The organism is Curvibacter cyanobacteriorum, assembly GCF_028649475.1.
GTDB classification, from domain to species: domain Bacteria; phylum Pseudomonadota; class Gammaproteobacteria; order Burkholderiales; family Burkholderiaceae_C; genus Curvibacter; species Curvibacter cyanobacteriorum.
Genome location: NZ_JAQSIP010000001.1, coordinates 429,044 through 445,764, shown reverse-complemented (window position 1 = coordinate 445,764; position 16,721 = coordinate 429,044). Strand labels below are relative to the sequence as shown.

Here is a 16,721-nt window from a genome sequence, read left to right as displayed (position 1 = left end):
CTTGACCGAGGGGCCACTCCCCTACACTTGGGGCCATGCAAACCCCTGAACCTGCCGCCCCTCGCCTGCGCGGCCCGTGGCGCACTGTGGCGTGGACCCGACGCTGGTGGGGCCGTCAGTCGCCGAACCGCCAAGACCGCTTTGCCATGCTGGCCCCGCTGGTGGCCGTGCTGCTGTTCCTGGCCGCCATTGCCGCCGCCATCCTGTACCTGCGCGCCGAAGAAATCGAGCGCGAACAAGAAGCCGTCAAACGCGATGTCGAGTACGCGCAGCAGCGCCTGCGCCTGCGCCTGCTGGAGCGCCAGGAACAGCTCATGCGGCTGGCCCGTGACGTGTCGAACCGCGAGCTCAACCGCAACGACTTCAACACCCGCGCCGACGGTTTGATCAACCAGTACCCCGAGCTGCAAATGCTCAGCTGGATCGACGAAAAAGGCCGGGTGCGTGCCACCCGCGCGGCCCCCACCGTGCCCGGCGCCCAACTGCTGAGCGTGGGCGAGGTGCTCAAGCGGGGCGAAACCGAAGCCACCTTCAGCCTGACCAAGGACCTGCAGCAGCCGGTCTACTCGCCCCCATCCGGCAGTGCCGAAGACGGGGCCCAACTGCAACTGCACGTGCCGCTCAACGACCAGGGCCGCTTTGCCGGCGTGATCGCCGGCGAGTACTCGGTGGACGGCCTGCTGCGCTATGGCGCCCCCACCGAGGTGCTGGCCAAGTACGCCGTCGCCCTGGTCGACGCGCAAGGCCATGTGCTGGCGGGGTCGGCCCTACCGCCGCGCAGCAAGGCCACGCAGTTGCTGCCCTGGGCCGTCAAGGCCAATGAATTCGAAGTGCCCGTGTCCCCGGTCGGCAACAGCCTGCTGCTGCGGGCCCAGGGTTACCGCACCTCGCTGGGGCTGATCGGCAGCGGCCAGTTCTGGTTGGTGGGCGTGCTCAGCGCCATGACGGCCTGGATGCTGATCGCCAACTGGCGCCACACCCGGCGCCGCGTGCGCGCCCAGGAAGCCCTGGTGGCCGAGACCAATTTCCGCCGCGCGATGGAGAACTCCATCCTGACCGGCATGCGCGCCATGGACATGAATGGCAAGGTCACTTACGTGAACGCGGCCTTCTGCCAGATGACGGGCTGGACCGAACAGGAACTGGTCGGCCAGATGCCCCCGTTCTCGTACTGGCCCGAAGAGGACCACGCGGCGCTGTCGGCGCGCCTGCGCGACGAGCTGTCGGGCAAAACCATCCAAGGGGGCTTCCAGGTCAAGGTCAAGCGCAAGAACGGCGCGCTGTTCGACGCCCGCCTGTATGTGTCGCCGCTGGTGGACGCCCACGGCCAGCAAACCGGCTGGATGACCTCGATGACCGACATCACCGAGCCCAACCGCATCCGCGAGCAGCTCTCGGCCTCGTACGAGCGCTTCACCATCGTGCTGGAAGCGCTGGACGCCTCGGTGTCGGTGGCCCCGCTGGGCAGCGAGGAACTGCTGTTTGCCAACAAGCTCTACCGGCTCTGGTTCGGTGCCCACACGGGTGGCCACCTGCACCTGGTGGCCCAGGCCGGCGTGCCCACCACGCGCACCCAGGAGCAGTCGCTCGACGATGTGGACGGCCTGGCCGGTCTGCCCACCGAGTCGCTGACCGCGGCACAGACCGAGAACGCCGAGATCTTTGTGCCCGAGCTCGGCAAATGGCTCGAAGTGCGATCGCGCTACCTGAACTGGGTCGACGGGCGCCTGGCGCAGATGGTGATCGCCACCGACATCACGCCGCGTCGCCAGGCCGAGGAGCAGGCTGCGGCCCAGGCCGAGCGGGCCCAGACCGCCAGCCGCCTGATCACCATGGGCGAGATGGCGTCCAGCGTGGCGCACGAGCTGAACCAGCCCTTGACCGCCATCAACAACTACTGCAATGGCATGCTGTCGCGCATCCGCGACCAGCAGATCACCGAGGAGGCCTTGCTGACCGCGCTGGAGAAGACCTCCAAGCAGGCCCAGCGCGCGGGCCAGATCATCCAGCGCATCCGCTCCTTCGTGAAGCGCAGCGAGCCCAACCGCACGCTGTCAGACGTGACCGAGATGGTCAGCGAAGCGGTCGAGCTGGCCGAGATCGAACTGCGCCGCCGCAGCGTGCGCCTGAGCTATTACGTGGCCGCGCGCCTGCCGCGCCTGGTGGTCGACCCGATCCTGATCGAGCAGGTGCTGGTCAACCTGATGAAGAACGCGTCCGAATCGATCGACGCTGCCAACCGCCCGCCGCCGCGCCGCAGCGTCGAGCTGCGCGTGGTGCCGCGCCAGGTGGACGGGCTCAACGCGGTGGAGTTTTCGGTCGTCGACACCGGGGGGGGCCTGGCCCCCGAAGTGATGGAGCGGCTCTATGAAGCGTTCTTCTCGACCAAGGTCGAAGGCATGGGCATCGGGCTGAACCTGTGCCGCTCCATCATCGAGTCGCACAGCGGCCGGATGGAGGCCGAGAACCTCTACAATGGCGCCGACATCACAGGCTGCCGGTTCTCCTTCTGGCTGCCCGTGACACAACAGCCGCTTGAAAGCGCCACAAGTTCTGCCGAACAGACAAGGATCCTGGGGTAACGCATGAGTTTGATTCCGAAGAAGGGCACTGTGTATGTCGTCGATGACGACGAAGCCGTCCGTGATTCCCTGCAATGGTTGCTGGAGGGCAAGGATTACCGGGTTCGCTGCTTTGAATCCGCCGAAGCCTTTCTGAGCCGTTACGACCCGCGCGAAGTCGCCTGCCTGATCGTCGACATCCGCATGGGTGGCATGACGGGTCTGGAGCTGCAAGACCGCCTGCTGGAACGCCGCTCGCCGCTGCCCATCGTCTTCATCACCGGCCACGGCGACGTGCCCATGGCCGTCAACACCATGAAGAAGGGCGCCATGGACTTCATCCAGAAGCCCTTCAAGGAAGAAGAACTGCTGAGCCTGGTCGAGCGCATGCTCGAACACGCCAAGGGCGCGTTCAGCGAGTACCAGCAAGCCGCCAGCCGCGATGCGCTGCTGTCCAAGCTGACCTCGCGTGAAGCCCAGGTGCTCGAACGCATCGTGGCCGGCCGCCTCAACAAGCAAATCGCCGACGACCTGGGCATCAGCATCAAGACGGTCGAGGCGCACCGCGCCAACATCATGGAAAAGCTCAACGCCAACACCGTGGCCGACCTGCTCAAGATTGCGCTGGGACAGAACGCCCCGAAAGCCTGATCCCGCATTTTTGCTATCAACGTCATAGCCCACTTCGCCCGCTTGGGATCACCCGCAGCGGGCGTTTTTACTTGAAAATCCAAACACCATGACCGCCCAACTCATCGACGGCAACGCCCTCTCCAAGCAACTGCGCACCGAAGTCGCCCAGCGCGCCAGCGCCCTCCAGGCCCGCGGCGTGACGCCCGGCCTGGCGGTGGTGCTGGTGGGTGACAACCCGGCCAGTCAGGTGTACGTGCGCAACAAGGTCAAGGCCTGCGAAGACAGCGGCCTGCACTCGGTGCTCGAAAAATACGCCGCCGACATGAGCGAGGCCGACCTGCTGGCCCGCGTCGAGGCCCTGAACAACGACCCCAGCATCCACGGCATCCTGGTGCAGCTGCCCCTGCCCGCGCACATCGACGCCCAGAAAGTCATCGAAGCCATCTCGCCGCTCAAGGACGTGGACGGCTTCCACATCGCCAGCGCCGGCGCCCTGATGACCGGCATGCCCGGCTTCTGGCCCTGCACGCCCTACGGCTGCATGAAGATGCTCGAATCCATCGGCTACGACCTCAAGGGCAAGCACGCCGTGGTGATCGGGCGCAGCAACATCGTCGGCAAGCCGATGGCCCTGATGCTGCTGCAAAAGAACGCCACCGTGACCATCTGCCACAGCGCCACCCAGGACCTCAAGGCCCAGACGCTGCAGGCCGACGTGATCGTCGCCGCCGTGGGCAAGCGCAATGTGCTGACCGCCGACATGGTCAAGCCCGGCGCCGTGGTGCTGGACGTGGGCATGAACCGCAATGACGAAGGCAAGCTGTGCGGCGACGTCGATTTCGACGGCGTGCGCCAGGTCGCCAGCCACATCACGCCGGTGCCCGGCGGTGTCGGCCCGATGACCATTACCATGTTGCTTGTCAACACCCTCGAAGCTGCTGAACGGGCTGCAGCAGGGGCTTGAAGACCGACCACCCGGCGCCAACATCCAAAGCATGAGCAATCCACTTCTCGATTTCACCGGCCTTCCCCTGTTCGACCAAATCCGACCTGAGCATGTGGCCCCGGCCATGGACGTGCTGCTGGCCGAAGCCGACCAGGCCCTGGAAACCGTCACTGCCCCCAGCTTTGCAGCCGATTGGCAAGCCATCGCCCGCGTGCTCGATGTGTCCACCGAGCGCCTGGGCCGCGCCTGGGGCGCGATCAGCCACCTGAACTCCGTGGCCGACACGCCCGAGCTGCGGGCCGCCTACAATGAGGCCCTGCCCCGTGTCACCGAGTTCTGGACCCGCCTGGGCGCCGACGAACGCCTGTACGCCAAGTACAAGGCCATCGACCCCGCCACACTGACCTCGGAACAAGCACAGGCCCACCTCAACGCGGTGCGCAACTTTGTGCTGTCGGGTGCCGAGCTGCAGGGTGCCGCACGTGAACGCTTCGCGCAGATCCAGGAGCGCCACGCCGAGGTGACCCAGAAGTTCAGCGAGAACGCGCTCGACGCCACCGACGCCTTCAGCTACTACGCCACCGAAGACGAACTCGCCGGCGTGCCCGCCGACGTGGTGCAGGCCGCCCGGCAGGCCGCCGAGGCTGAAGGCAAGGCCGGCTACAAGCTGACGCTGAAGATGCCCAGCTACCTGCCGGTGATGCAGTACGCGCACAGCAGCGCGCTGCGCGAGAAGCTCTACACCGCCTACGTCACGCGCGCCAGCGAACTCGGCGATCCGCGCTTTGACAACACGCCGCTGATCCGCGAGATCCTGGCCCTGCGCCACGAAGAAGCCCAGCTGCTCGGCTACCAGAACTTCGGCGAGGTCTCGCTGGTGCCCAAGATGGCCCAGTCGCCCCAGCAGGTCACCGACTTCCTGCGCGACCTCGGACGCAAGGCCCGCCCCTACGCTGAAAAAGACGTGGCCGACATGCGCGCCTTTGCGGCCGCCGAGCTCGGCCTGGCCGACCCGCAACCCTGGGACTGGCCGTACATCGGCGAAAAGCTCAAGGAAGCCCGCTACGCCTTCAGCGAGCAGGAGGTCAAGGAGTACTTCACCGCACCCAAGGTGTTGGGTGGCCTGTTCAAGATCATCGAAACCTTGTTCGAGGTCAGCATCCACCGCGACCAGGCCCCGGTCTGGCACCCGGCGGTCGAGTTCTACCGCATCGAGCGCGGCGGCCAGTTGGTCGGCCAGTTCTACCTCGACCAACCCGCGCGCACCGGCAAGCGCGGCGGCGCCTGGATGGACGATGTGCGCGCGCGCTGGCTGCGCCCCGACACCGGCCAGCTGCAAACCCCGGTGGCCCACCTGGTGTGCAACTTTGCCGCCGGCGTCGGCGACAAGCCAGCACTGCTGACGCACGACGACGTCATCACCCTGTTCCACGAGTTCGGCCACGGCCTGCACCACTTGCTGACCCAGGTCAACGAGCGCGATGTCTCGGGCATCAGCGGCGTCGAATGGGACGCGGTCGAGCTGCCCAGCCAGTTCATGGAAAACTTCTGCTGGGAATGGGACGTGCTGCGCCACATGACCGCCCATGTGGACACCGGCGAACCGCTGCCGCGCGCGCTGTTCGACAAAATGATCGCCGGCAAGAACTACCAAAGCGGCCTGGGCACCCTGCGCCAGCTCGAGTTTGCGCTGTTCGACATGGAACTGCACACCCGCGCCGACGCGCCCGACACCTTCATGCAGGTGCAGGCGGCGGTGCGCGCCGAGGTCGCGCTGCTGCAACCGCCGCCGTTCAGCCGCACCGCACACACCTTCAGCCACATCTTCGCGGGCGGTTACGCTGCCGGCTACTACAGCTACAAGTGGGCCGAAGTGCTGAGCGCCGACGCCTATGCCGCCTTTGAGGAAACCCCGCTGGCCGATGGCAGCCACAACCCCGAAACGGGTCGCCGCTACCGCCAATCGATCCTGGAAGCCGGCGGCAGCCGCCCGGCGATGGAGTCGTTCAAGGCTTTCCGCGGTCGCGAGCCCAGCCTGGAGGCGCTGCTGCGCCACCAGGGCATGAACTGAGTCGGGGCCCCTGCGGTCTCCCGCGTTCTGGAACCTGCCCATGAAGTCCTTCCAACCGCTGACCTCCCTTCCCCGCGCGGCGGGGCCTGCGCTGCGCTGGTGTGCCGTGGCCTTGGGCCTGGGCCTGCTGCCGCTGGCCACACTGCAGGCGCAGCAGGTGTACCGCATCGTGGGGCCTGACGGCAAGGTGACGTTCTCCGACCGCCCGCCTGAAAAGCCCAGCGACAAGGCCGCACCGGTGCGCCAGCTCGGCGGCACCAGCGATGCCAACAGCGCCCTGCCCAGCGAGCTGCGCCAGGTGGCCAACCAGTACCCGGTGACGGTCTACACCACACGCGACTGCAGCCTGTGCGAGGAAGCCCGCCAGGTGCTGATCCGCCGCGGCATCCCGTTCACGGAGAAAACCGTCACCACCAAGGCCGACGTCGAAGCCCTCAAAAAGCTCAGTGGTGGCGACACCGTGCCCTCGCTGTCGATTGGGAGCCAGGTGCTCAAGGGCCTGCAGGAGTCCGAGTGGTCGACCTACCTCGACGCCGCGGGCTACCCCCGCCAAGCCGCCCTGCCCCCGGCCTACCGCCGCCCGCCCCCGGTGGCGCTGGCCCCGGCCGAGGCGCCCGCGGCCCCCACGCCCGCCGCCGCGGCCAGCGAACGCAAGCCGGCCGACCTGCCCGTGGTGCCGCAGCGCAACAGCCCCAGCAACCCGGCAGGCATCCGGTTCTGACTGGGCCGAGCTGGCCCGGGCCGCTCGGTCCCACCTGCGGCCCGACTTACACTGTGACGTCGCGTCCACCGCTCTCCCATGACCGCCCCCACCAGCCCCCCTTCCGAGCCGAGCCTGACCGACCTGCTGACCCGGCGGGTGGCCGAGCTGGAGAGCCAGAACAAGATCCTGCGCTACAGCCAGGCCAACGCCGAGAGCGCCTCGGAGCGCTTTGAGACCCTGTTCTCCAGCGTGCCCCTGCCCTTGATGGTGGTCGACGAGCACGACATGGTGGTGCAGGCCAACTCGATGGCCCACCGCCGCTTTCAGCCCACCGAGGCCGACCGCCCCCTGATCTCGCTGATGCCCTTTGTGCGCGAGGACCAGGTCGGCAAGGTGCAGCAAGCCCTGGCGCTGGCACAGCGTGAGGGCCAGGCCGAAGCCACCGAGGTGGTGTTTGCGATCGGCGACAGCGGCCAGCTCACGGGCGACCTGCATGTGCGCCGCCTCGAAACCCACCAGGAAGGCGCCGAGCCGCTGGTGCAGTACATCTGCGCCGTGATCGACCAGGGCCCGTTGCTGGCCGAACGTCAGGCGCTGCAGCACAGCGCCAACGTGCTGCAAGAGCGCAACGAACAGCTCTATGCCGGCGAGCGCCGCCTCGAGGCGGTCATCAATTCGGCGCTGGACGCGATCATCTGCGTCGACAAGCGCCAGCGCATCACCGTCTTCAACCCCACGGCGGCCGCGCTGTTCCAGTGCTCGGCCTCGGACGCCCTGGGCAGCCCGCTGGAGCGCTTTCTGCCCAACGCCAACGAGGCGCTGGCCTTCATGCAGGTCTCGACCCAGGCCTTGCTGGGCGAGTTGACCGCGCGCACCGCGAGCGGCAAGGAGCTGTCGGTCGAGGTCAGCGTGTCGGTGGAGCGCCACAACGAAGGCGAGACCACCACCGTGTTCGCACGCGACCTGACGGCCCGCAAAAAGGCCGAAGCGCAGCGCGAGGTGCTGGAAGCCCAGCTGCGCGAGTCGCAAAAAATGCAGGCCGTGGGCACCATGGCGGGCGGCATTGCGCACGACTTCAACAACATCCTGGGCGCCATCCTGGGCAACGTCGAGCTGGCCCGGGGCGACCTGAGCCCCGACTCTCCCGCGCTGGTCAGCCTGCAGGAGATCGACAAGGCCGGTCGCCGGGCGCGCGAGCTGGTGCGCCAGATCCTGACCTTCAGCCGCAACGAGGCCCCCAAACGGCAGCCCCTGTCGCTGGCCGAGGTGGTCAACGAAACCGAACGCCTGTTACACGTCACCTTGCCTCCGGGCATCGCACTGCGCCTGCACCTGGCGCCGCACGTGCCCCCGGTGCTGGCCGACGCCACCCAGGTCGAGCAGGCCTTGCTCAACCTTTGCACCAACGCGATTCATGCGATTGGCAACGCGCGCGGCTCGGTCGACATCCAGCTGCAAGCCCTGGAGCCCGACGTGCGCAAACGCGAACGCCTGGGCCTGCAGGCCGGCACCTATGTGCGCCTGAGCGTGCAAGACAGCGGTCAGGGCATGGATGCGGCGACCATGGAGCGCATCTTCGAGCCCTTCTTCACCACCAAGCCCGTGGGCCAGGGCACCGGCCTGGGCCTGGCGGTGGTGCACGGCGTGATGCGCACCCACGATGGCGCCGCCGACGTGCAAAGCGTGCCCGGCGTGGGCAGCACCTTCTCCTTGTATTTCCCGGCCCTCAGCGCGGCTGCCAACCCGCTCAGCGCCCCGGTGCCCGAACCGGCCCCGGCCCCCGCGCTCGCCCCAGCGCCCGCCGAAGGCCAGGCGCCCTACCATGTGTTCTACGTCGATGACGACACCGCTTTGGTGTTCCTGGTGGAGCGCCTGCTGCGCCGCCGCGGCTACCGCGTCACCACCTTCACCGACCCGCACCAGGCCGCCGAAACCCTGCGTGCCGATCCGCAAGCCTGCGACCTGCTGGTGACCGACTACAACATGCCCGGCTTCTCGGGCGTGGACCTGCTGCGCGTGGTGCGCCAGATCCGGCCGGACCTGCCGGTGGCGCTGGCCTCGGGCTACGTGACCACCGACATCGAGCGCAGCGCCCTGGCCGAGGGCGCGCGCGCCCTGATCCACAAGCCCAACGACGTCGAAGAACTCTGCACCACCGTGCAGCGCCTGTTGATGGCCGGCCCCGCGCCCGCCCCGAACCGTTCCCCCGCGGCCCCCCTGCCGCCCGCCTAGCGGCCGCTGCACCGCCGCTTTTTTTGCCATGGTCACTTTTCACCTGCGCGGGGCCCCGGCCCCGCAAGTCCAGCCGTCCACCGCCCCTTCGGACACCCCGTCAGCGGCCCCCTCCAAAGCCACCAGGTCGCGGGTGGCCTCGGGCCCCCAGGCGCCGACCGATCGCCCGGCCCTGACCGGCCGCGCCGCACGCCGCGAGCGCGCCGCCCAGGCCGCCGCCGCGAGGCCCGCGCCGGTGGTGGTCACGGCACCCCGCCAGCGTTGGCTGTCGGGCCCCGCCCTGCCCCCAGCCCGGACCCTGCTGAGCCCCGCCGGGCCGCTGGTGTGCCTGTACGAAGACGAATCGGTGCTGGCGTTCGACAAGCCTGCGGGCATGCACTCGGTGCCCGGCAAGGGCGAGGACAAGCAGGACTGCCTGTCGGCCCGCGCCCAGGCCCTGTTCCCGGAGGCGCGCGTGGTGCACCGGCTGGACCTGGACACCTCGGGCGTCATCGTCATGGCGCGTGGCCCCGAAGCGCAGCGCCGCCTCAACCGCAGCTTCGAACTGCGCCAGATCGACAAACGCTATGTGGCCGTGGTGCAGGGCTGCCTGACCCCGCCCGACGGCGATTGGGGCCTGATCGACCTGCCCATTGCGCTCGACTGGGAGCGCCGCCCCCTGCACACGGTGGATGCGGCCACGGGCCGCCCCAGCCAGACCCACTGGCACCTGCTGGCGGTGGACCCGGTGGCCCAAACCTCCCGCGTGCTGCTGGAGCCGTTCACGGGACGCTCACACCAGTTGCGGGTGCACCTGCAGGCGCTGGGCCACCCAATGCTGGGCGACCGGCTGTACGGCGGTCCCGTCGCCACGCCCCGCGCGCCGCGCCTGTTGCTGCACGCCACCCAGATCCTGCTGCCACACCCCGAAAGCGGGCAAGCCCTGTTCATCGAAAGCCCGGTGCCGTTCTGACGCGTGCCGCCCAGGCCGGCCAGCAGCCTGCCCCGGAAGGCCCACGGCGAGCCACCCGCCAACGCCGCCACAGTGTTGCAAACTGGCACCAATCGGCAACAAAGTGTCCATTTTTCAGCGCCCGCGCTAGCATGGGGGGATGACCACCTCGCTCTACATCATCACCGGTGCCTCGCGCGGCATGGGCTTGGCCATGGCCCAGCAACTGCTGCAACCCGGCAACACCTTGCTCACCCTGTCGCGCCAGCCCAACCCGGTGCTGGACACCGCGGCGACTGCGCAAGGCATTCCCTTGATCCAATGGGCCATGGACCTGGCCGACGGCAACGCCGTGGCCCACGAGTTGGGCCTGTGGCTGACCACCCTGGACCCGCGGCAGTTTGACCGCGCGGTGCTGATCAACAACGCGGGGGTCATCCCGCCGATCGCGCCGCTGTCGGCCACCCCGGCGGTGGACGTGGCCTGGGCCCTGCGCGTGGGGCTGGAGGCCCCGATGCAACTCAGCGCGAGCTTCCTGAACACCACCGAAGGCTGGCGCGCCAAGCGGCAGATCCTCAACATCTCCTCGGGCCTGGGCCGACGCCCGATGGCGTCGCAGGCCTCGTACTGCGCGGCCAAGGCCGGGCTGGACCATTTCAGCCGCTGCGTGGCGCTGGACGAAGCGCAAAAGCCAAACGGCGCCCAGATCTGCTCGCTGGCCCCCGGCGTGATCGACACCGACATGCAAGCCCAGTTGCGCGGCACCAGCGTCGAGGCTTTCCCGGACCAGGGCAACTTTGCGGCCCTCAAGGCGAATGGCCAGCTGACCTCGGCCGACGAGGCCGCCCGCCGCGTGCTGGCCTGGCTGGACCGCGCTGATTTTGGCCAGAACCCCGTCGCCGACGTGCGCGACGCCTGAGCGCCCCCGCGGCCCCGCACCGCACTGCCCCCCGCACCAAGCACCTCCGCGCCACCCGGCGCGCGTGGTCGCCTCGGTGTCCGTCGGCTGTCAGGGTCCGTCGCTAAGATGGACGCCCTCAGTTCAACCCCCACTCTGTTCCAGACAGGAGACAAGACATGGCCCGTGAAGTTGTTGTGGTCAGCGGTGTGCGCACCGCCATCGGTACTTTTGGCGGCAGCCTCAAAGACATCCCGCCCACCGCCCTGGGGGCACAGGTGGTGCGCGAATCGCTCAAGCGCGCCCAGGTCGATGGCGCCGACGTCGGCCATGTGGTGTTCGGTCATGTCGTCAACACCGAGCCGCGCGACATGTACCTGTCGCGCGTGGCCGCCATCGAAGGCGGCTGCGGCGAAGGCACGCCCGCGTTCAACGTCAACCGCCTGTGCGGCTCGGGCCTGCAGGCCATCGTGTCGGCCAGCCAGGCCATTTTGCTGGGTGACGCCGACATCGCGATCGGCGGCGGCGCCGAGAACATGAGCCGCGCGCCCTACGCCAGCCTGGCCACCCGCTTCGGCGCCCGCATGGGCGACACCAAGCTGGTGGACATGATGGTCGGCGCCCTGCACGACCCCTTCCACACCATCCACATGGGTGTGACGGCCGAGAACATCGCCGCCAAGTGGGGCATCACCCGCGCCGACCAGGACGCCCTGGCCGTGGAGAGCCACAACCGCGCCGAGCGCGCCACGGCTGCCGGCTACTTCAAGGAGCAGATCACCCCGGTGATGCTCAAGAGCCGCAAGGGTGAGGTCGCCTACGACACCGACGAACACTTCCGCCCCGGCGCCAGCCTGGCCGACATGGACAAGCTCAAGCCGGTGTTCATCAAGGAAAACGGCACTGTCACCGCAGGCAATGCCTCGGGCATCAACGACGCTGCCGCCGCCGTGGTGCTGATGGAAGCGGGCACGGCCAAGGCCCGTGGCCTGCAACCCCTGGCGCGCCTGGTGGCCTACGCCCACGCCGGCGTGGACCCCAAGTACATGGGCATTGGCCCGGTGCCCGCCACGCAACTGGCCCTCAAGAAAACCGGCCTGACGGTCAACGACCTCGACGTCATCGAAGCCAATGAGGCCTTCGCCGCCCAGGCCTGCGCCGTCACGCGTGACCTGGGCCTGGACCCGGCCAAGGTCAACCCCAACGGTTCGGGCATCTCGCTGGGCCACCCGATCGGCGCCACCGGCGCGGTGATCACCGTCAAGGCGCTGTATGAACTGCAACGCATTCAAGGCCGCTACGCGCTGGTCACCATGTGCATCGGCGGCGGCCAAGGCATTGCCGCCATCTTTGAACGGGTCTGACAGCGCGCAAGCCCCGCCCGCCCCGGCGTCGACCGGGGCACTTGGGACGCCCTCGGGCGTCCTTTTTCATGGGGAGATGGCGGCTCCAGGCCTGGGGCGGCAGGCCTGGCGACCCAGCCGCTGCTGGGGCGCAGCCGGAGCGATGCGTGCGACAGGCGCCTCAGCGCGGCCAGGGCTGCTGGTGCTGTGATGGCCGGGTCAAGCCCTGACCGGCGACGGGTGGCCTACTTGCTGATCAGCCACTGGATGGCGAACTTGGCGACAAAGCCCACCATCCCCAGGCCCAGGCCCAGGAACAGCACAAAGGTGCCGAAGCGGCCGGCCTTGGACTCCCAGGCCAGCTGGGCAATGATGAACACCATGTAGAGCATGAAGCCGCCCACCCCGAAGGTGAGGCCAAAGGCGGAGATCTGCTCTTCCGAAAAATCAAACATCACGAACGGACCTGAACAGGGGCCACGGCTTCGTCACGCAGCGGCAAGGCAGAGGCATCCACCAAGTCGCGGTAAGCGTGCCAACTGGCATGGCCCAACATGGGCATGACCGCGATCAGGCCCAGTAAGAAGGAGCCCAAGCCCAGCAGGGTGAAGCCAGCGATCAGCGCTGCCCACACCGCCATCGGGATCGGGTTGTCGAGCACGGTGCGCCAACTGGTCAGCACCGCTTGCATCAAGGTGATGCGGCGGTCCAGCAAGAGCGGAATCGACACCACGCTGGACGCAAAAATCGGGGCTGCCAGCAAGGCCCCGAGGGCCAGCCAGAGCTCAAACAGCCAGCCGTCGGGCGAGGCCACCACCACGCGCAGGAAATCGATCGGGGTGTGCACCGGCACCGGTGCCAGCAAAGTGATCAGGGCCGCCGACGTGAGCACCCAGCCGGTCGCGGCCAGGGCCAGCAGGACCCCAAACTGCACCAGGCACCAGTAGGGGCTGGACCACTTGTCGACATGGCCTTGTTGCCACCGGGTCCAGGTGCGCCACACCAGGCCCAGCGAGGGGCGCTCGCCACGCTCCAGCGCACGGCTCAGCGCGTACAGGCTGGTGGCGAGCACCGGCGCCACCACCAGGAAACCCGACAACGCCCCCGCCAACAACCAGAAACGGTCGTGTGCCACCCACATGATCAGGCCCCCCAGCAGGGTGAGCACCAGCCCGTGGGCGAAGCTGACCCAGCCGGCGCGCGCCATGTCGCGCCAGGCCAGCGCGAGCCAGCTCAGGGGCTGCATCACGGTGATGGTCCGGATCAGGGGGGTGGGATCTGAAGAGGCAGTCATGGTGAAGCGGGGCCGGGGCACGGCACGGGTGGCAGATCGTGCCCCCATGCTAGGCCCTGAAAACGGCTTTTGGCCTGCACAGCCGCCCCAACTAGGGACAACCATGAGGCCAAAAACCCGCAGCGCCCGGCTTGGCGCCGGCGCTCAGGCACCGAACTCAGTCGCGCACCACCAGCACCGCGAGGTGGGCGTCGGACAGCACCTTCTGCGCCACGCTGCCCAGCACCAGCTTTTCGATGCCGCGGCGGCCGTGCGAACCCATGACGATCAGGTCAGTGCCCAGGTTCTGAGCCGTGTCCAGGATGCCGCGGTGGATCGCATGCGCCTCGACCACCGTGGTCTTGACCGGCAGGCCTGCGGCTTCCAGCGTGCTGCGGGCGGCGTCCAGTGCGGCATTGGCTTCGGCCGTGGCGGCCCCCAGGTACTGCGACTGACCATAGGCAAAGTCGGCGCCCACGCCCGAGAAGGGATAGGGATCAATGACATAGATGGCCGTCACATCGCTCTGGAAGGCCTTGGCCAAGGCCACCGCCTTGTCCAGCGCACGGGTGGAGGTCTCAGAACCGTCAACGGGAATCAGAATGTGCTTGAACATGAATCTCTCCTGTAGGTAATGGACCCAGTGTGCCTGCAGCAGCACCCGACCCATTTGACACGCATCAAATCCTGGTGGTGCCGGGGCACCCCGTCTTCCTGCCTGTCAAAGGGTCAAGCCGGCGTGCCCGGCCCCGCGCCTCAGCCCGGCAGGCCCTGAAAACCGCCTGCGCGGCAAGTCAGCACCAAGGTGTCACGGTAGCCCCCCGGGTGCACTGGCTGGATCGGCGTGGACTCGTGGATGACGCTTTCGTCGTCCAGCAGCAACAGCGACCACGGCTGGGTCAGCGTGAAACGCTGGCCATTGGGGCCTTCGGCCTCGAACACCCGGGTTTCGCCGCCCTTGATGCCCTCGCGGGCGATCATGAACACCGCCACCAGGTCCACCCCATCGCGGTGTGCGCCCTCGGGCGTGGGCCGACCAATGCCGTCGGTGGTGTCGATGCGGAACTGGTGCGCCTCGATGAACCAGGGCTGGGCCGGCTCACCGGGCGGGCGGCGCAGCGTGGCCGCGGCCTGCGCCACCGCGGTCAACAGGGGCGCCCACGCGGGCGAGCCCACGGTGGGCTCGGCCAGGGGCTCGAACCAGCGCTCCATGCCGCCGTGCAGGGCGTTGTATTCCAGCGGTTGCCAGTGGGCCCGGTGCGGCACCTGCTGCACCTCGGCGCCCGTCACCACAAAACAGCTGTGGCGGCGCCGGCGGTAACGCCCGCCGTCCTTGAGGTAATTGTCCGGCGGCAGGCCTTCCCAGGTGGGAATCAGGGCCTGCAGGTCGGCCAGATCGCAAGCGGCCCAGCGGGCCACGTCCTCGGCCGTCATGACGGCATAACCGCGCTGGCGCAGCTGTTGGGGCACCTGTTCCGGCGGCACCGAAGGGGGGGCAAAAGTAGCGGTGGTCATAAGGTTGACAGCTTAACGCCAGCCAAGCCCCGCCCGGACGAGCCTGGCGCGGAGACCCGCCTGGCACCAGGGGGCAGCGACCTCGGTTTGATCTGGCACAAGCGCCTCCCTGGCCCAGCACACCGGCGGCGTGACGCGCTCACCGGGCCGGTCCCGCCCCCAGCAGGACCAGCCTCAATCGCCAGGGGGCGCCGTGCGCGATGGCGCCAGGGGGTCGGCCGCCTCGGCACCGGGCGCCAGTGGCCCCTCGGTGCTGACCCACCGGGCCTGGCGCCGCAAGGTGGCCCAGCGTTCGCCATCGACAAAAAACACCTGCGCCGAACACGCCTGGTGGCGGGCGCAATGCTGCGCCCAGTGCCGGGCCTCGGCCGCCGGCACATGCAAATACAACACCGGGCCGGGCCGGTGGGTGCCGTGCGAACGCACCTGCACCGGCCGCGCGTTGAGCACCGGCGGCGGTGGTGCGTCGGCCTCCGGTTGGACCCGCCCATACACCCCGGGCGAGAACGCGGCTTGCGCCTGTGCCCCCCCGGCCCCGCCGAGGGCACACCAGGCCAGCACCGCCCAACCACCCCAGGCCAGGGGAAGGCGCCAGCGCCGGACGCGACCCGCCCCAGCCCTCACGGGGCGACCCCGCTCGGGGCCTGGGCCAGCAGCGACTGCCCTTGCACCCGCACGGCGCTGCCCACGGGCCAGGCCGTGGACTGCTCGAAGGTGCGCACCTGGCCATCGTCCATGCGGACCCGGGTCTCGTACACCGTGACCTTGCGCAGGTTCTGCTCCACCGCGTGGCCCGCCACGCCGCCACCGACCGCGCCGAGCACGGTCATCGCGGTGCGCCCATTGCCGCCCCCCATCTGGTTGCCCAGCAGGCCGCCCAGCACACCACCGGCCACCGCGCCCACGCCCGACGCCGGCGCGTTGCGCTGCACCGCCCGCACCTGCTCCACCGTGCCGCAGTGGCGGCACACCGGGGCCATGCTGACCGGCGTATGGGTGGGCGAGTGGTCAGACGTTGGGGTGGGGGTTGCCGACGGGCTGGTCGCGGTCCGCGGTGTCACTGGCGCCGCCACCACCGGGCTGGGCGCGGCCGGGGCCCGCACTGGGCTGTCGGCCGTGCTCGGGGGGGCACTGACCTGGCCGGCGCCGGTCGCAGGCAAGCTGTTCGGGTCCAGTGGGGCCTCCGCCGTGGCGGGCAGCCCCCCGCCCGCCACCGCCGCGCCGTTGACCGGCGAGCGCTGTTCGGCGTACTGCCACGCCAGCGTGCCCGCCAGCGCCAGCGTGATCAGGCCCAGGGACATCACCAGCGGCCACAGCGAACGGCTGTGGCGCATGCGGTCCAGCCAAGCCGGCGGGTGGGCGTGGACAGCCAAAGAAGTCAAAGCATTGGTTTTCATGGTGGTCAAGCTCCCCATCAGACGCGCCACACGCAGGGGCCCTCCCCTGGCCGGCGTCTCTGCCTGCAATGTGCGCGAAAAAAGCCTTTGGGGCCGCACAAGATGTAGCAGAGGCACTTGCATCAATTGCGTTCACTCATCGAACGCAACCGCTTGTCATTATTGAAAAAATGACAATCACCGTCTGCCTCGACGGCCGCAAAACCAAGCCAAAAGTC

The 16,721-nt window shown here is 68.6% G+C and carries 15 protein-coding genes; 9 read left to right on the top strand and 6 right to left on the bottom strand.

What is annotated here, in order from left to right; all coding sequences use genetic code 11:
- Positions 1-35 precede the first annotated feature (35 nt).
- The 9 genes from PSQ40_RS01945 (at position 36) to bktB (ending at position 12,339) form a co-directional block, all read left to right on the top strand.
- On the top strand, positions 36-2,582 hold the full coding sequence (locus PSQ40_RS01945; RefSeq protein ID WP_273948328.1) for a PAS domain S-box protein: 2,547 nt from the start codon (positions 36-38) through the stop codon (positions 2,580-2,582).
- A gap of 3 nt (positions 2,583-2,585) precedes the next feature.
- Positions 2,586-3,212 (top strand): response regulator transcription factor, encoded by a 627-nt coding sequence (locus tag PSQ40_RS01940; RefSeq protein WP_273948326.1) that lies wholly within the window; start codon positions 2,586-2,588, stop codon positions 3,210-3,212.
- Between the two features lie 88 nt (positions 3,213-3,300).
- The gene (folD, locus tag PSQ40_RS01935) at positions 3,301-4,158 is read left to right on the top strand and encodes a bifunctional methylenetetrahydrofolate dehydrogenase/methenyltetrahydrofolate cyclohydrolase FolD (RefSeq protein ID WP_273948324.1); all 858 of its coding nucleotides are present in this window, start codon (positions 3,301-3,303) and stop codon (positions 4,156-4,158) included.
- Between the two features lie 31 nt (positions 4,159-4,189).
- Positions 4,190-6,211, top strand: coding sequence for a M3 family metallopeptidase (locus PSQ40_RS01930; RefSeq protein WP_273948323.1), 2,022 nt, complete (start codon positions 4,190-4,192; stop codon positions 6,209-6,211).
- 40 nt (positions 6,212-6,251) lie between these two features.
- On the top strand, positions 6,252-6,932 hold the full coding sequence (locus PSQ40_RS01925; RefSeq protein WP_273948321.1) for a glutaredoxin family protein: 681 nt from the start codon (positions 6,252-6,254) through the stop codon (positions 6,930-6,932).
- A gap of 78 nt (positions 6,933-7,010) precedes the next feature.
- Entirely contained in the window at positions 7,011-9,146 is a 2,136-nt protein-coding gene (locus PSQ40_RS01920) for a PAS domain-containing hybrid sensor histidine kinase/response regulator (RefSeq protein WP_273948318.1), read from the top strand.
- Between the two features lie 28 nt (positions 9,147-9,174).
- Positions 9,175-10,098, top strand: coding sequence for an RluA family pseudouridine synthase (locus PSQ40_RS01915; protein ID WP_337961813.1), 924 nt, complete (start codon positions 9,175-9,177; stop codon positions 10,096-10,098).
- Between the two features lie 139 nt (positions 10,099-10,237).
- On the top strand, positions 10,238-10,996 hold the full coding sequence (locus PSQ40_RS01910; RefSeq protein WP_273948317.1) for an SDR family NAD(P)-dependent oxidoreductase: 759 nt from the start codon (positions 10,238-10,240) through the stop codon (positions 10,994-10,996).
- Between the two features lie 158 nt (positions 10,997-11,154).
- A complete protein-coding gene (bktB, locus tag PSQ40_RS01905) occupies positions 11,155-12,339 on the top strand; it encodes a beta-ketothiolase BktB (RefSeq protein WP_273948315.1) in 1,185 nt (394 codons plus the stop codon).
- Between the two features lie 224 nt (positions 12,340-12,563).
- Here bktB and PSQ40_RS01900 read toward each other — a convergent pair whose 3' ends face one another.
- The 6 genes from PSQ40_RS01900 to PSQ40_RS01875 form a co-directional block, all read right to left on the bottom strand.
- Positions 12,564-12,773: a DUF2788 domain-containing protein gene (locus PSQ40_RS01900; RefSeq protein ID WP_409338532.1), complete on the bottom strand. Its 210-nt coding sequence runs from the start codon at positions 12,771-12,773 to the stop codon at positions 12,564-12,566.
- The gene (locus PSQ40_RS01895) at positions 12,773-13,612 is read right to left on the bottom strand and encodes a DUF2189 domain-containing protein (protein WP_273948313.1); all 840 of its coding nucleotides are present in this window, start codon (positions 13,610-13,612) and stop codon (positions 12,773-12,775) included. The genes PSQ40_RS01900 and PSQ40_RS01895 overlap by 1 nt, the downstream gene beginning before the upstream one ends.
- Positions 13,613-13,769: 157 nt before the next feature.
- Positions 13,770-14,207: a universal stress protein gene (locus PSQ40_RS01890; RefSeq protein WP_273948311.1), complete on the bottom strand. Its 438-nt coding sequence runs from the start codon at positions 14,205-14,207 to the stop codon at positions 13,770-13,772.
- Positions 14,208-14,347: 140 nt separating this feature from the next.
- On the bottom strand, positions 14,348-15,106 hold the full coding sequence (locus tag PSQ40_RS01885; RefSeq protein WP_273948310.1) for a 2OG-Fe dioxygenase family protein: 759 nt from the start codon (positions 15,104-15,106) through the stop codon (positions 14,348-14,350).
- A gap of 174 nt (positions 15,107-15,280) precedes the next feature.
- Complete coding sequence (locus PSQ40_RS01880; RefSeq protein WP_273948307.1) at positions 15,281-15,667, bottom strand: hypothetical protein; 387 nt, start codon at positions 15,665-15,667, stop codon at positions 15,281-15,283.
- A 59-nt stretch (positions 15,668-15,726) separates the two neighbouring features.
- The gene (locus PSQ40_RS01875; protein ID WP_273948306.1) at positions 15,727-16,503 is read right to left on the bottom strand and encodes a glycine zipper 2TM domain-containing protein; all 777 of its coding nucleotides are present in this window, start codon (positions 16,501-16,503) and stop codon (positions 15,727-15,729) included.
- Between the last annotated feature and the right edge of the window lie 218 nt (positions 16,504-16,721).

Coding starts and splice junctions, on each gene's coding strand:
- PSQ40_RS01945 (WP_273948328.1), top strand. CDS start 36: ATGCAAACCCCTGAACCTGCCGCCCCTCGCCTGCGCGGCCCGTGGCGC.
- PSQ40_RS01940 (WP_273948326.1), top strand. CDS start 2,586: ATGAGTTTGATTCCGAAGAAGGGCACTGTGTATGTCGTCGATGACGAC.
- folD (WP_273948324.1), top strand. CDS start 3,301: ATGACCGCCCAACTCATCGACGGCAACGCCCTCTCCAAGCAACTGCGC.
- PSQ40_RS01930 (WP_273948323.1), top strand. CDS start 4,190: ATGAGCAATCCACTTCTCGATTTCACCGGCCTTCCCCTGTTCGACCAA.
- PSQ40_RS01925 (WP_273948321.1), top strand. CDS start 6,252: ATGAAGTCCTTCCAACCGCTGACCTCCCTTCCCCGCGCGGCGGGGCCT.
- PSQ40_RS01920 (WP_273948318.1), top strand. CDS start 7,011: ATGACCGCCCCCACCAGCCCCCCTTCCGAGCCGAGCCTGACCGACCTG.
- PSQ40_RS01915 (WP_337961813.1), top strand. CDS start 9,175: ATGGTCACTTTTCACCTGCGCGGGGCCCCGGCCCCGCAAGTCCAGCCG.
- PSQ40_RS01910 (WP_273948317.1), top strand. CDS start 10,238: ATGACCACCTCGCTCTACATCATCACCGGTGCCTCGCGCGGCATGGGC.
- bktB (WP_273948315.1), top strand. CDS start 11,155: ATGGCCCGTGAAGTTGTTGTGGTCAGCGGTGTGCGCACCGCCATCGGT.
- PSQ40_RS01900 (WP_409338532.1), bottom strand. CDS start 12,773: ATGTTTGATTTTTCGGAAGAGCAGATCTCCGCCTTTGGCCTCACCTTC.
- PSQ40_RS01895 (WP_273948313.1), bottom strand. CDS start 13,612: ATGACTGCCTCTTCAGATCCCACCCCCCTGATCCGGACCATCACCGTG.
- PSQ40_RS01890 (WP_273948311.1), bottom strand. CDS start 14,207: ATGTTCAAGCACATTCTGATTCCCGTTGACGGTTCTGAGACCTCCACC.
- PSQ40_RS01885 (WP_273948310.1), bottom strand. CDS start 15,106: ATGACCACCGCTACTTTTGCCCCCCCTTCGGTGCCGCCGGAACAGGTG.
- PSQ40_RS01875 (WP_273948306.1), bottom strand. CDS start 16,503: ATGAAAACCAATGCTTTGACTTCTTTGGCTGTCCACGCCCACCCGCCG.